Origin of the sequence: Amycolatopsis ultiminotia, assembly GCF_039536925.1 — a bacterium.
GTDB lineage: Bacteria > Actinomycetota > Actinomycetes > Mycobacteriales > Pseudonocardiaceae > Amycolatopsis > Amycolatopsis ultiminotia.
Genome location: NZ_BAAAZN010000002.1, coordinates 308,193 through 322,357 on the forward strand (window position 1 = coordinate 308,193; position 14,165 = coordinate 322,357).

General features: G+C 70.8%; 14 protein-coding genes. 6 read left to right on the top strand and 8 right to left on the bottom strand.

Annotated features, from left to right (window positions below; genetic code table 11):
• Nucleotides 1–39: 39 nt before the first annotated feature.
• From ABD793_RS06340 to ppgK, 5 genes are all read right to left on the bottom strand, one after another.
• Nucleotides 40–2,172 (bottom strand): ABC transporter ATP-binding protein, encoded by a 2,133-nt coding sequence (locus tag ABD793_RS06340; protein ID WP_344856315.1) that lies wholly within the window; start codon nt 2,170–2,172, stop codon nt 40–42.
• On the bottom strand, nt 2,169–3,179 hold the full coding sequence (locus tag ABD793_RS06345; protein ID WP_344856317.1) for an ABC transporter permease: 1,011 nt from the start codon (nt 3,177–3,179) through the stop codon (nt 2,169–2,171). The genes ABD793_RS06340 and ABD793_RS06345 overlap by 4 nt, the downstream gene beginning before the upstream one ends.
• Nucleotides 3,179–4,156, bottom strand: a complete 978-nt coding sequence (locus tag ABD793_RS06350) for an ABC transporter permease (protein ID WP_344856318.1) — start codon at nt 4,154–4,156, stop codon at nt 3,179–3,181. Before ABD793_RS06350 ends, ABD793_RS06345 begins: the two co-directional genes overlap by 1 nt.
• 526 nt (nt 4,157–4,682) lie before the next feature.
• Nucleotides 4,683–6,080, bottom strand: a complete 1,398-nt coding sequence (locus tag ABD793_RS06355; RefSeq protein WP_344856321.1) for an RNA polymerase sigma factor — start codon at nt 6,078–6,080, stop codon at nt 4,683–4,685.
• Nucleotides 6,081–6,291: 211 nt separating this feature from the next.
• Entirely contained in the window at nt 6,292–7,053 is a 762-nt protein-coding gene (gene ppgK / locus ABD793_RS06360; RefSeq protein WP_344856323.1) for a polyphosphate--glucose phosphotransferase, read from the bottom strand.
• Nucleotides 7,054–7,117: 64 nt separating this feature from the next.
• On the opposite strand from ppgK, the gene ABD793_RS06365 reads away from it, so the two are divergent.
• On the top strand, nt 7,118–7,939 hold the full coding sequence (locus ABD793_RS06365; protein WP_344856324.1) for an inositol monophosphatase family protein: 822 nt from the start codon (nt 7,118–7,120) through the stop codon (nt 7,937–7,939).
• Nucleotides 7,940–8,310: 371 nt separating this feature from the next.
• On the opposite strand, the gene cei is transcribed toward ABD793_RS06365, so the two are convergent.
• On the bottom strand, nt 8,311–8,994 hold the full coding sequence (cei, locus tag ABD793_RS06370; RefSeq protein ID WP_344856325.1) for an envelope integrity protein Cei: 684 nt from the start codon (nt 8,992–8,994) through the stop codon (nt 8,311–8,313).
• Nucleotides 8,995–9,514: 520 nt separating this feature from the next.
• Here cei and ABD793_RS06375 point away from each other — a divergent pair.
• Nucleotides 9,515–9,823 carry a DUF4193 domain-containing protein gene (locus ABD793_RS06375; RefSeq protein ID WP_257922628.1) on the top strand — a complete coding sequence of 103 codons (309 nt, stop codon included), beginning with the start codon at nt 9,515–9,517 and terminating at the stop codon, nt 9,821–9,823.
• 677 nt (nt 9,824–10,500) lie between these two features.
• Here the strand turns inward: ABD793_RS06375 and ABD793_RS06380 are convergent.
• Nucleotides 10,501–10,986: a DUF3093 domain-containing protein gene (locus ABD793_RS06380; RefSeq protein WP_344856328.1), complete on the bottom strand. Its 486-nt coding sequence runs from the start codon at nt 10,984–10,986 to the stop codon at nt 10,501–10,503.
• A gap of 24 nt (nt 10,987–11,010) precedes the next feature.
• On the opposite strand from ABD793_RS06380, the gene dut reads away from it, so the two are divergent.
• Complete coding sequence (gene dut / locus ABD793_RS06385) at nt 11,011–11,514, top strand: dUTP diphosphatase (protein WP_344856330.1); 504 nt, start codon at nt 11,011–11,013, stop codon at nt 11,512–11,514.
• Nucleotides 11,514–12,182, top strand: coding sequence for a DUF3710 domain-containing protein (locus tag ABD793_RS06390; RefSeq protein ID WP_344856332.1), 669 nt, complete (start codon nt 11,514–11,516; stop codon nt 12,180–12,182). Before dut ends, ABD793_RS06390 begins: the two co-directional genes overlap by 1 nt.
• 9 nt (nt 12,183–12,191) lie before the next feature.
• Here the strand turns inward: ABD793_RS06390 and ABD793_RS06395 are convergent, their stop codons facing one another.
• Nucleotides 12,192–12,914: an alpha/beta hydrolase gene (locus ABD793_RS06395; protein ID WP_344856334.1), complete on the bottom strand. Its 723-nt coding sequence runs from the start codon at nt 12,912–12,914 to the stop codon at nt 12,192–12,194.
• 103 nt (nt 12,915–13,017) lie between these two features.
• Between ABD793_RS06395 and ABD793_RS06400 the strand changes: the two genes are divergently transcribed.
• Together ABD793_RS06400 and ABD793_RS06405 are read left to right on the top strand one after the other, a co-directional pair.
• Nucleotides 13,018–13,398 (top strand): OB-fold nucleic acid binding domain-containing protein, encoded by a 381-nt coding sequence (locus ABD793_RS06400; protein ID WP_344856337.1) that lies wholly within the window; start codon nt 13,018–13,020, stop codon nt 13,396–13,398.
• Between the two features lie 93 nt (nt 13,399–13,491).
• Complete coding sequence (locus ABD793_RS06405) at nt 13,492–14,151, top strand: DUF3159 domain-containing protein (RefSeq protein WP_344856871.1); 660 nt, start codon at nt 13,492–13,494, stop codon at nt 14,149–14,151.
• Nucleotides 14,152–14,165 lie beyond the last annotated feature (14 nt).

A 14,165-nucleotide genomic window follows, 5' to 3' on the forward strand; every position in this document is an offset into this window, starting at 1 on the left:
TGTGTACCTTTCTTCCCTGGTGTGCCAACGGATGTGTGGCTACACGACTTCGCGGGTCTTGGCGTAGTGGCAGGCGACGTCGTGGTCCTCGGCGCGGGATTCGCGCGGTGGCTCGACGTCGATGCACTTCTGCTTGTCCTTTTCGGACAACTGGGCGAACACGAAACACCGGGTGCGGAACCGGCAGCCGGACGGCGGGTTCGCCGGGCTCGGCAGATCGCCGGTCAGGATGATCCGGCCGCGCTCGCGTTCGCGCGCCGGGTCCGGGATCGGGATCGCGGACAGCAGCGCCTGGGTGTAGGGGTGCTGCGGGATCTCGAACACCGTGCGCACGTCACCGATCTCGACGATCTTGCCCAGGTACATCACCGCCACCCGGTCGGCGATGTGCCGCACCACGGACAGGTCGTGCGCGACGAACAGATACGACAGGCCGAGCTTGGCCTTCAGCTCGTCCAGCAGGTTGATCACGCCCGCCTGGATCGACACGTCGAGTGCGGACACCGGCTCGTCCAGCACGATCAGTTTCGGCTCCAGCGCGAGCGCACGGGCGATGCCGACGCGCTGGCGCTGCCCGCCGGAGAACTCCGCCGGGTACCGCTCGGCGTGCTCGGCCCGCAGCCCGACCAGCCCGAGCAGCTCCGGCACCCGCTGCTCGATGTGCGCCTTGCCGTACCCGTGCACGACCATCGGTTCGGCGATCACGTCGCCGATCGGCAGCCGCGGGTCCAGTGCGGCCATCGGATCCTGGAACACCACCTGCAGATCCCGCCGGATCGCCTTGCGATCCTTGCCGCCCAGCTTCGCGACGTTCTTGCCGAGTACTGCCACCGAACCGGCGGACGGCGCGGCCAGCTCGAGGATCTCCATCAGTGTTGTCGACTTGCCGCAGCCGGATTCGCCGACCAGGCCCAGTGTTTCGCCCTCGACGATGTCGAAGCTGATCCCGTCGACCGCGCGCACGTCGCCGACCTTGCGCTTGAGCACCGCGCCCTTGGTGACCGAGTAGTGCTTCTCCAGTTCCCGCACGTCGAGCACGGTGGTGCGCTCGGCCCGCGGCACGGACGCGACCGGCGCCTCCTCGATCACCTCGGCGCCGTACACCTCGGCCGCGCCGGCGTCCGGCCGGGCCAGCTCCTCGGTACGGATGCAGGCCGCGCGGTGTGTGGTGTCGACCGGTGCGTGCGGGTTCCCCGGCGCGATGGTGAGCAGTTCCGGCTCGGCCTCGCGGCAGGCGTCGATCGCCAGCGGGCAGCGTGGCGAGAACGGGCAGCCGGGCGGCAGGTCCACCAGCGACGGCGGCTGGCCCTCGATCGGCACCAGCGGCTGCTTCTCCTGCGCGTCCACCCGCGGGATCGAACCCAGCAGACCCAGCGTGTAGGGCATCCGCGGCTGCGCGTAGATCGTCTCCACCGGGCCCTGCTCCACCGCACGCCCGGCGTACATCACCATCAGCCGGTCGGCGAACCCGGCCACCACGCCGAGGTCGTGCGTGATGATCACGATGCCCGCGCCGGTGACCTCCTGCGCGGTCTTGAGCACCTCCAGCACCTGCGCCTGTACCGTGACGTCCAACGCGGTGGTCGGCTCGTCGGCGATGATCAGGTCCGGATCGTTGGCGATCGCGATGGCGATCACCGCGCGCTGGCGCATCCCGCCGGAGAACTCGTGCGGGAACGCCTTGGCGCGTTGCGCCGCGTTCGGGATGCCGACCAGATCGAGCAGCTCGACGGCGCGCTTGTTCGCCTCCTGCTTGCTCATCGAGCCCTTGGCGTGCACCCGCAGTGCCTCGGCGATCTGCGCGCCGACGGTGTACACCGGGGTGAGCGCGGACAGCGGGTCCTGGAAGACCATGGAGATCTTCTTGCCGCGGATCTTCGACAGGTCGGTGTCCGACTTGCCGATCAGCTCGCTGCCCTGGAACCGGATCGAGCCGGACACCCGGGCCTGCGGCGGCAGCAGGCCCATCACCGCGAGCGAGGACACCGACTTGCCGGATCCGGACTCGCCGACGATGCCGAGCACCTCACCCGCCGCGACCTGGTAACTCAACCCGCGCACGGCGTGCACCCGGCCGGACTCCGACGGGAAGGACACATCGAGGTCCGAGACTTCCAGGACGGTACCGGTGGGTTTCCCGGTCTCCGCGCTCAACTCGGGTGCGGCGCTCATGCTTGCGCTCCCACGGTTTCCGGTGCGGGCGATTTCGTTTTTCCGGCGTTTTCCTTGATCCGCTTGCGTTCCTTGCGCCGCGAGCGGCTGGAGGACGGGTCGAGCGCGTCGCGGAGGCCGTCCCCGGCGAAGTTCACCGCGAGCACGGTGACCACGAGGAATCCGGCCGGGATGTAGAACAGCCAGGGGAACGTGCGGACCGCGTCCGATCCGGCGGAGATCAGCGTGCCCAGCGACACGTCCGGCGCCTGCACGCCGAAACCGAAGAAGGACAACGAGGTCTCCGTGATGATCGCGACCCCGACGTTGATCGTCGCGTCGATGATCAGGAGGGAGGCCATGTTCGGCACGATGTGCTTGGCGATGATCCGCCAGGCCGGCTGGCCCATGAACCGCGCGGCCTTCACGAACTCGCGCTCGCGCAGGGTCAGCGTCATCCCGCGCACGATGCGGGCGGTGATCATCCACTGGAACAGCGCGATCAGGCCCACCAGGATCAGCCAGGTCTTGCCGCGGAAAGCGGGCGAGAGGATCGAGATGATCAGGAACGGCGGCAGGATCAGCAGCAGGTCCACGATCCACATCGAGATCCGGTCGGTCCAGCCGCCGAGGTACCCGGCCGCGGCACCGACGATCGAGGCCACCCCGGTGGAGAACAGCGCGGCCAGCAGGCCGATGGTGAGCGACTTCTGCAGCCCGCGCATGGCCTGGGCGAACATGTCGCCGCCGATCTGGTTGGTGCCGAACCAGTGCGTGCCGTCCGGCGGCATGAGCGTGGCGGCCGGGTCCAGTTCGTCGTAGGCCCACGGCGAGTACCAGCTGTAGGTGAACGCCAGCAGGTAGAACAGCACGATCACGATGAGCCCGGCGACCGCGAGCCGGTTGCGGAAGAACCGCCGTGCGACGAGCTTGCCGCGGCCGGAGGACTTGTCGCTCTTCTCGCTGCGCGCATCGGCGGCGGTGACGGCCGAATCGGCCAGATCGGCCTCGTTCAGGGGAGTGGCCATCAGATCCTCACCCTCGGGTCGAGCACGGCGTAGAGCACGTCCGCGAGCCAGCCGGCCAGCAGGACGCAGACCGCGATGAACAGGGTCACGGTGGCCACGATGTTGGTGTCCTGCTTCTGGATTCCGGTCACCAGCCAGTCGCCCATGCCGTACCAGCCGAAGATCTTCTCGGTGAAGATGCCGCCGGTGATGAGCAGGCCGAAGCCGAAGGCGAACAGCGTGGCCATCGGGATCAGCGCGGTGCGCAGGCCGTGCTTGAACAGCGCGCGCCGCCGGGTGAGGCCCTTGGCCTGCGCGGTGCGCAGGAAGTCCGAACCGAGCACGTCGAGCATCGCGGAGCGCTGGTAACGACTGTAGTAGGCGACCTGGGTCAGCACGATTGCCAGGGTGGGCACGATGATGTGCTGCAGGCGATCCAGCAGCACGTCGCCGAATCCGCCGTCGACGGTGCCGGATTCGCCCTGCACGATGAAGAACTGGTACCCGCCGAGCAGGTTGTCGTTCACCGACTGGGCGCCGGCCTTGAGGATGGTCGCGATCACGAACACCGGCGTGGACAGCACCACGAAGGAGAACGTGGTGGCCACGTAATCGCTGATCTTGTACTGCCGGATCGCGCTCAGCACCCCGACCAGTACGCCGATGATGATGCCGATCGTGATGCCGAGCAGGAACAGCCGCAGGCTCACCCCGGCCCGGCGGAACAGTTCGTCGGTGATCGGCTGGTCGGCGATCGTGCGGCCGAAGTTGCCCTGCAGCACCCCGCCGAGCCAGGTGAAGAACCGCTGCGGGATCGGCTGGTTCAGGTACAGCTCGGCGGACTTGGCGTCGATCGTCGCCTGCGGCGCGGGCGGATTGCGCAGCTTGAGCGCGTCCAGCGGGCTGAAGGCCAGTGACGCGAGGGAAAACGCCGCGAAGGTCGCGACGAGACACAGCGCGATGTAGTTCACCAAGCGGCGGATGAGGAAGCCGATCATGGTTTCCTCGATTCACCGGGGCCGGAGGATCCGCTCCGCCCCGCCGGGCCCGCCGGGCTCGGGCGCGATTGAGTTTTCGTGGAAAACACTATCCGGTGCTGCCTTCCGAATGCCGACGCTCGTTGTCGGCGCAGCATAATGCCCGACGCCGGTGCGATCTCCGCTTTCAGGCAACCAAACAGTCACGATTTCCGCGGTGGGGTCGCCAATCACCGACTTTCGGGTGTTGTGCCGTCCCCGGCGTCGCGGTGGGTATCCACCTGCGTACCCGCGATCAGGGTTCCGGAACTGTTCCGGGTGTTCCGGGGGGCAGCGCCGGAACGGCGCGAACGGCCGGTCCGGGGTGACGCCGGGTGCAGTGGTGTCACGGAATTGCCCGGTCTCCCACTGCCATTGTCCGCACCGGCGAATGCAAGCGGCGGTCCGGATCGGGATCGTCCACAATGGCCGCATTCGGTCCCGGAAACGGAAAACCCCGCCGCCGCGAATGCGGCAGGCGGGGTTTCGGCGTTTCCGTGCGGGTGGTTCAGTCCAGGTAGTCGCGCAGCACCTGGGACCGCGACGGGTGCCGCAGCTTCGACATCGTCTTCGACTCGATCTGCCGGATCCGCTCCCGCGTGACGCCGTAGACCTGGCCGATCTCGTCGAGGGTGCGGGGCTGGCCGTCGGTGAGGCCGAAGCGCAGCCGGACCACGCCCGCCTCGCGCTCGGACAGCGTCTGCAGCACCGACTGGAGCTGGTCCTGCAGCAGCGTGAACGACACCGCGTCCACCGCCACGACCGCCTCGGAGTCCTCGATGAAGTCACCGAGCTGCGAATCGCCCTCGTCGCCGATGGTCTGGTCCAGCGAGATCGGCTCACGCGCGTACTGCTGGATCTCCAGGACCTTCTCCGGCGAGATGTCCATCTCCTTGGCGAGCTCCTCGGGCGTCGGCTCGCGGCCGAGGTCCTGCAGGAGTTCGCGCTGTATACGGCCGAGCTTGTTGATGACCTCCACCATGTGCACCGGGATGCGGATGGTGCGGGCCTGGTCGGCCATCGCGCGGGTGATCGCCTGGCGGATCCACCAGGTGGCGTACGTGGAGAACTTGTAGCCCTTGGTGTAGTCGAACTTCTCCACCGCGCGGATCAGGCCGAGGTTGCCCTCCTGGATCAGGTCCAGGAACGCCATACCGCGGCCGGTGTAGCGCTTGGCCAGGGAGACCACGAGCCGGAGGTTCGCCTCGAGCAGGTGGTTCTTCGCCCGCTCGCCGTCGCGCACGATCCACTTGAGATCGCGGCGCATCTGGGTGACGAGCTTCTCGCCCTCCTCCTCGGCGCCCCGCACGCGCTCGGCGGCGTAGAGCCCGGCCTCGATCCGCTTGGCGAGCTCCACCTCCTCCTCGGCGTTGAGCAGCGCGACCTTGCCGATCTGCTTGAGGTAGGCGCGCACCGAGTCGGCCGACGCGGTGAGCTCGGCGTCCTTGCGGGCCTGGCGCAGCGCCTCGGACTCCTCCTCGTCCCAGACGAAGTCCGGATTGTCCGAGGACTTGCCCTTGTCGGAGGTGCTGGTGCCGCGGCGGCGGGCCGCGGGCGTGCCGCTGTCCTCCTCCTCGTCGTCCGAGTCGTCGTCGGCGGCCTCGTCGTTGACCGTCTCGTCGACCACGTCGACCTCGACCTCCTCGAGGTCGGACAGGTCCGGGCTCTCGAGTTCGGACTCGTCCAGCTCGGCAGGGCCGTCCGGATCGGCGTCGTCACCCTTCGCCTTGGTGGCGGCCTTCTTGGCCGGTGCCTTCTTCGCCGCGGTCTTCTTCGCGCCTGCCGACTTGGTGGCGGTCGTGCTCGGCTCGGCTTTCGCCTCGCCGGTGGCTGCCTCGTCGGCCGGCTCGCCGGCTGCGGTCGGTGTCTTCGTCCCGCTTCGGGTTGCGGTTCTTGCGGCTGCCACTTACGCCCTTTCGCAGCGGTCGATCATGACGAACCGAGATGTCGCCACCTCAGCTGCCTCACATTCGGGGAACACGCCTCGGCCTGCGGTTTTCCCTCCCGCAGCCCTGCGCCGTGTTCCATTGTAACGACGTCGGCCCGGTGCGTCGCGAAGCGATCACCCTCCGGCCTGCCGATCGGGGCCGATCCGGGCCGTCCGGCCGCCGTCGGGGTCAGTGCTCGATGCCCTCCGCGGCGGCTGCCGCGGCGCCGACGATGCCCGCGTTGTTCTGCAACGACGCGACCACCACCGGGGTGCGGATGTCGAGCAGCGGAACCCACTTCTCGGCCTTCTTGCTGACCCCGCCGCCGACGATGAACAGATCCGGCCAGATCAGGTTCTCCAGTACCGACAGGTACCGGTGCACCCGCTTCGCCCACTGCGGGTAGGACAGGCCCTCGTTGTCCTTCACCGACGCGGCGGCGCGCTTCTCCGCGTCGTGCCCGTCGACCTCGAGGTGACCGAGCTCGGTGTTCGGCACGAGCTTGCCGTCGTGGAACACGGCGCTGCCGATACCGGTGCCGAAGGTGAGCAGCGCGGTCACGCCGGTGCGCGCGTCCGCATCACCGAAGCGGATCTCGGCCATGCCCGCGGCGTCCGCGTCGTTCAGCATTGCGACGTTGTCGACGTCGACGCCGAGCCGTTGTGCGAAGAGCGAGTCCGCGTCCGTGCCGATCCACTTGTGGTCGATGTTGGCCGCGGTGTGCGCGACGCCCTTCTTCACCACCGAGGGCAGCGTCACGCCGACCGGTCCGTCCCAGCCCGCGGTACGGACGATCTCGGCGACGACGTCCGCCACCGCGTCGGGCGTGGACGGCTGCGGCGTGTCGATCCGGTGCCGGTCGCCGATCAGCTGCCCCTGTTCCAAATCGACCAGTGCGCCCTTGATCCCGCTGCCGCCGATATCGATTCCGAAACCTCGGGTCGCCGTCACTGACGTGGTCCCTTCTCGCACGATTCAGACGTCTGCTGCGGAGACTTTAACCGGATGTGGTGAGGTGGCGGACGTGGGAGCTGAAGAGTTGGTGCTGAAGACGGTCGCCGAGCAGGTCGCGGCCGACGCCGCGGAATCGGTCCGTGCCGCATGGGGCGCGCTGCGCGACGGCGGGGACCTGCGGGTGGACACGAAGTCCGCGGACACCGATGTGGTCACCGCGGCCGACCGGGAGTCCGAGGAGCTGGTGCGGCAGCGGCTGGCGCAGCTGCGCCCCGGCGAACCGGTGCTCGGCGAGGAGGCCGGCGGCGAGGCGGCGGAGGGCGGGGTCACCTGGGTGGTCGATCCGATCGACGGCACGGTGAACTTCCTCTACGGCCTGCCCGGCTTCGCGGTGTCGCTCGCTGCGCAGGTGGACGGCGTGTCGGTGGCCGGTGCGGTGATCGAACCGGTCAGCGGCCGCCGCTGGACCGCGGCCCGCGGCGAGGGCGCCTGGCTCGACGGCAGGCGCCTGTCGGTGTCCGAACCGGCGCGGCTGGACCTCGCGCTCGTCGGCACCGGATTCGCCTACCTGCGCGAGCGCCGGCTTCGCCAGGGCAGGCTGGTGGCCGGCCTGCTCGGTGAGGTCAGGGACATCCGCCGGCTCGGCGCGGCGTCGCTGGACCTGTGCGCGGTGGGCGCGGGCCGGCTCGACGCGTACTTCGAACACGGTCTCAACCGCTGGGACTGGGCTGCGGGCGCACTGGTGGCCGAGGAAGCAGGCGCGCGGGTGCTGCTGCCCGGCTCGGCCCCGGACCTCGGCGAGGACGCGACGTTCGCCTCGGCACCACCGATCGCAGCGGAACTGCGCGAACGGCTGGCAGCCGCAGGCGCGGCCGAGGTCTGAGCCACCCGGGCGTGCGCCGCTCCGGGGCCGCCGCAGGGGCGGTGTCGGATCCGGGGGTGGGTCTGGGGGCCGCTCAGGAGGCGTCGGCGCGGCAGTGACTGGTCGCCGGTAGCTGCGTGCGCGCCGCACGGGGTTGGCGGTCGGAGAGCCGCCGGGTTCCGAGAGGTGGTCAGCGGACGAGGTTGCAGAAGGCGGCCAAGGACCGGCGGCCGACGGTCGGCAGACGCCGTCCAGGGGTTGGCGGCCGACGCGGTGTGCAGGTCGCGGTGCTGCCGGGGCGGGGCGCAGGTGACGCTGTCGGGGGCGGGGGACAGGTGGGGCGCGCGGCCGGGAGCGAGGCCCTGTGGTGTGGCCGGAAGCCCGGGTGCGGGTCAGCAGGTGACGTCGCGGGCGGCGGCCAGCAGGGTTTCGTCGATGGCCGGGGCGCTCGCGTCCGCGGATTGTTCGCTTCCGCCGCCGTTCTGGTGGGCGTGTGACCAGTCGGTGAGCTGTTTGAGCACGGTGAGTGCCTCGGCGCGCGGCTGGATGTCGGTGAACAGCGTGCCGGTCACGAGGTCGACGCTGGCGTCCTTGCGGTTGTCCCGGACCAGTTCCACGCACGGCACGACCAGGCTCACCGTGCGGGCGGCGGCCGCGCCGTTCTCGCCGTAGCGGATCTGGCCGCGGCAGCGGGCGTCGCCCTTCGGGTAGGCGGGGTCGTTGCCCGGCTCGGCGGTGCCGGTGAAGCCGAGTTCCCGCAGCGCTGTGCTGGCGATGCCGCCCTGACCACGGGTGCTGCTGGCGTTGAGCACCTTCAGCGCGACCTTGTCCGGCGGCATGGGGGAGCGGTCGTCCAGTCCGTTGTGCGGGACCTGCGTGTAGCTGGTGCCTGCCGGCGCTGCGGGGGCCGGGCTGCACTGCACTGCTTCGTCGACGTCGCCGCGGCCGACCACCGCGTTCACCCACACGAACACCGCACCGAGCGCGAACACCCCGATGACGATGAGCGCGGGCAGCGGCCGGTGCTTGCGATAGGGCCGCGCACTACGGTTGCCCGAGCCGTTCCCCGACGCCACTGCCCCGTCCCTTCCCCAACGCGGAGGTCCCGCGGCCCCGCTGTAGCCGACGGTGTACTCACCGACACCGTCGTAGGCGGTGAGCCTAGGCGTTACACCTGTCGCCCGATGGTGCGGGGCGATCCGGCCCGCACGGCAGCCCCGCGTCCGCGCCGGCCCGGCCGGGACACGGGCCGATCGCACCACGCGGGACTCCGGGGGAGCAAGCAGACACGGCCGCCGGGTCACCGGCCCGGCGCCGGGGCAACCCGAACGGAGGATAGCCGTCTCACCTGCGCATTCCCCCTGCCGGGTGACGTGTGGCGGGCATTGCCCGACTCGGTGCGGAGCGCGCCGGACGGTGAGCTACCCTTCCCGGGCTCCGGCCGCAGGAAGCGGGCCTGACCGCTGAGACCTCGGTCACTGCGCGTACCGGGCACAAACAGGGGCGCTGGAACGTTGACCAGCGGCACGACCGGATCCGGGCCCCGCCCGGGACCGGGTAGGACGACAAGCTGATTTCGCAGGGGTGAGGGACACCATGGCTACCGACTACGACGCTCCGCGCCGCAGCGAAGCCGACGAGCTGGCCGAAGACTCGTTGGAGGAACTGAAGGCCCGGCGCAACGAGAACCAGTCCGGCGTCGTCGACGTCGACGAGGACGCGACCGCGGAGAACTTCGAACTCCCCGGCGCGGACCTCTCCGGGCTCTCGGGCGAGGACATGACGGTGAAGGTCGTGCCGAAGCAGGCCGACGAGTTCACCTGTTCGGTGTGCTTCCTGGTGCACCATCGCAGCAGGCTCGCCGAGGACTCCGGCGGCCGGCTGATCTGCCGCGACTGCGCCTGACCGCCCCCGCGCGGGGCATCTCGAGGGACTCCACGGCCGCGAGCCGGGGAACGGGGATCAGGGGAACCACAGTCGCGGCAGCCGGGAGGCACGCCGCACAAGCTGGGTAAAGGGGGCCGGCCCACCAGGGCCGGCCCCCTTCCGCATGCACAGACCCGGTGGCCGGGGCGAGGCCGTCAGCGGGGTACGGCCGGTGGCCGCGGTACGGGGCTCACCGGCACAGCAGGCTGGCCGGAGAACGCACTGGTGCCCGGTGAACGCACTGGTGCCCGGCGAACATGCCGGTGCCTGGTGAACGTGGTCATACCCGGTGACCGCGGTGGTGCTCGGCGACCGCGGCGGTGCCTGGCGAACGAAGCGGGCGCCCAGCGAACGTGTTGGTGCCTGGTGAACGCGATGGTGCCCGGCGCACCGCACGCCACTTCGCGGTACCGCGCCCGGCCGATGGCCGACGGCGGTCTGCTGGCGGGCCGCCGCACGCTCCGCGGACAGGAAATCAGGCCCGGACAGCTCCGGCGGTGGAATGCCGAACGGCTGCCAGGCAGCTCCTCCGGTATCGGCTGCCGTCCGGTGCCGGGCAGGCCGTTCCGGCGGCGGGCTGCTCCGCAGGCGCCGATCGCCTGTTTCGGCAGCGGGGTCCGGGGCCGGAAGGACCTCGCCGAGCGGGACGGGCTCGGTCAGGCGTTCTCGCGCAGCAGCTCCGCCACCCGGTGTGGTTTGCGGGTGCTGAAGAGCCAGTACGGCGTGGGGTCGGCCGGATCGGTCAGGCGGATCCGCACGGCCGGGCCCACCCAGCCGCGGTGCAGCACGAACGCGGCCGGGTCGCCGTCGCGGCCGAGGGCCCGGCGCTTGTCGTCGCCGGTCAGTATCTCGATCTCGCCTGCGAAGCGCAGCGGCAGGTGCGCCTCGCCCGCCCACAGTTCCGGCTCGGTGCCACCGGTCACGCGGACCCGGGAACGGCCGAGCGACAGCAGCAGCGCTGCCATCACCACCACCGCCACCGGAAGCGGGATCCACACCGGCACCGCCGGGTAGCCCAAGTGGATCTCGATACCGAGCAGGATCGCCCCGAGCATCGGCAGGAGCCATCCCCACCACGGCACGTACAGCCGTTCGGAGTGCCGGACGGTGCCGGGCACGGCGGTGTTCACGCGGTCAGCCACGCGACCAGGGTAGTCTCGCCGCCCGTGTCCAGCGTTCAGGTACTCCTCCAACGGCTCGACCCGGATGTCCCGCCGCCCGGCTACGCGCGGCCGGGTGACGCCGGGGCCGACCTCGTCACCACCTCGGATATCGTGCTCGGGCCCGGCGAACGCGGGGTCGTCGGCACCGGGGTCGCGATCGCGCTGCCGCCCGGGTACGCCGGGTTCGTGCACCCCCGCTCCGGGCTCGCCGCGCGGGCCGGATTGTCGGTGGTGAACACGCCCGGCACGATCGATTCGGGCTACCGCGGCGAGATCCGGGTGTGCCTGATCAACCACGATCCGCGGGAGAAGCTGGTGCTCTCCCGCGGCGACCGGATCGCGCAGCTGGTGGTGCAGCGGGTGGAGCAGGCGGAGTTCGTCGAGGTCGCCGAACTCGGTGCGACCGAACGCGGCGCGGGCGGCTACGGCTCGACCGGCGGACACGCCACACTGGTCCGGCAGACGCCCGGCACCAGCGGGGACACCGGGGAAGGAACGGAGAGCTAGTGGGGATTTTCGGACGCAGGCGCGGGTCCGGCGGCAAGGGCGGGGACCAGGAGACCGAACCGGACGGCGCCGTCGCCGGCGAGGTCGACGACGCAGGCGACGGGATCGAACCCGAGGACCAGCTGTCGGAGACCTCGGACGGGCCGTTCGACGCCGCCGAGGCGGAGGACGACGGCATCCCGCGGATCGACCTCGGTTCGGTGAAGGTGCCGGTGCCGGACGGTTCGCAGGTGCAGGTCGAGATGGACCCGGACGAGGGCGGCGTGCGCGCGGTGCACATCGTCACCGAACAGGGGCAGGTCACCGTGAGCGGGTACGCCGCGCCGCGTTCCGGCGGGCTGTGGCGCGAAGTGAGCACGGAGCTGGCCGACCAGCTGCGTGCGGACGGTGCGAAGGTCAACGTGGGCCGCGGTGAGTGGGGCATGGAGCTGTCGGCCATCGTCGGGGACGTGGCGCTGCGGTTCGTCGGCGTCGACGGTCCGCGCTGGATGCTGCGTGGCGTGATCGCCGGACCGCAGTCGGAGGCCGCGCAGGCCCCGGAGGTGCTGCGGGCGATCGTGCGCCGCACCGTGGTGGACCGAGGGAACTCGCCGATGCCGGTGCGCACCCCGCTGCCGATCACGCTGCCGGAGGCGGTCGCCCAGCACATCGCCGAGCAGCAGGGCTGACCGCCGGGTTCACCGCGGCCGGCCGGCCCGTGCGCGCAGGAAGGCGAGCACCGTGGCGCGGCCGAGGGATTCCGGATCCGCGCCGAGTGCCGCCAGGGTGGTCTCCGCGCAGTGCGCGCGGGGCAGGGCTTGCGCCCACGCGCGGGCCACGGCCGCCGGGTGGATCGGATCGTCGGTGCACGCGCCGATCCCGGCAGGCACGTCAAGGCCCCGCAACGCTTCGAGGGCAGGCGCCGGCCGGTTCGCTGCGACGCGGAGCCCGGCCGCCAGCCCGGATCCGTGCCGCGGCCAGGCACGCCGCAGTTCCGCGGCGAGCCACGGCGGGCTGCCTGCTTCGGCCTGTGCCAGCGCGGCGGAGACGCCGTGCGCGGCCACCAGATCCGCGGTGAGCGTCGCGGACTGCGCAGCGGGGGCCTGGCCCGGTTCGCCGTGCCAGGCCGGGAGAGCGGCCAGCAGGCCCGCGCAACGGCCGGGATTCGCCGCCGCCCACTCCGCGGCCAGGTGCGCACCGAACGAGATCCCGCCGGCCAGCAGCGTGCCGTGCCGGCGGGCGAGCCGGTCCAGCTCGTCGAGGAAGCCCTCGGCGAGTCCGGCACCGGGTACCGGTGCCGGGGTGTGCAGCGGCACCCCGAGCGCGCCCAGCGGGCCCGCGAACACGGACCGGACGAACACCTCGTCGGATCCGGTACCGGGCAGCAGCACGGCGGCCGGGGCGGGGATTGCGGACGTCACGTTGCGATCTTGCCGCAAACCCGTTTCCCTGGCTGGGACCGCAGCTACGCTGGAGACGCACGGGCCGCACGAAGTACCAGGCCCCGGAGCACAGGAGCACACCATGCCCGCCAAGGACGGCGGCTACTTCAGCCGGTTGGTTCGCAAGCTGACCAGCGACGTCGATGAGCTCGACGCCGACGAGATGTCCGAACGGTCGGGGGCGGAAGGGGCGCAGCGGGCCTGTGACTGCCGGTCCGGCGAAGAGGTGACGGTGCTCGGCAGACTGCGCAGCGTGGAACTGTGCCCGACCGAGAGTGCGGCCACCCTTCAGGCCGAGCTGTTCGACGGCACCCAGGGCGTGACGCTAATCTGGCTGGGCAGGCGCCGGATCCCCGGCATCGAGCCCGGGCGCACCGTCAAGGTCCGCGGCCGGATGGCCGAACGGAATGGGCAGAAGGTGCTCTACAACCCGTACTACGAACTCCAGAGCCCGGTAGGGTGATCGACACTCGTGACTGAACCCGCCCACCGCGACGACCAGGACGTGCCCGGCCACGGGGACGAGCCGGAGCGGCAGCCGACGCTGCTGGAACAGATGGGCGGGCTGTCCGGCCTGTTCTACTCCGCGCTGCCGGTGATCGTGTTCGTGCTGCTGAACTCGTTCTTCGGGCTGACCGCGGCGATCTGGGGCTCGATCGGCAGCGCGGTGGCGATCACCGTGCTCCGGATCGTGCGCAAGGAGCCCTTGCAACCGGCCATCTCCGGCTTCTTCGGGGTGGCGATCGCGGCCTTCATCGCGTTCCGCACCGGATCGGCGAAGGGTTTCTTCCTCTTCGGCATCTGGGCCAGCCTCGTCTACTGCGGTGTGTTCGTGCTGTCGGTGGTGGTGCGCTGGCCGCTGGCCGGGGTGGTGTGGAACGCGCTCAACGGCACCGGTGCCGCCTGGCACAAGGACAAGCCGTCGCGCCACGGCTACGACATCGCCACGCTGGCGCTGGCGCTGGTCTTCGCGGCCCGGTTCGTGGTGCAGCGCTGGCTCTACGACAGCGATTACACCGGCTGGCTCGCCTTCGCCAAGATCGCCATGGGCTACCCGCTGTACGCGCTGGGCCTGCTCGTGGTCGTCTGGGCGGTCCGCCGCTCGGACAAGCGGCTCAAGGCGCACGCGGAGGCGGAACCGGCGCCGGAGACCGACGCCGAGGCCGAGGAACGGCTGCGGCAGAAGTACGCCAAGGCACCGACCACCGAGGCCTGAGTGCCGACGTTCCC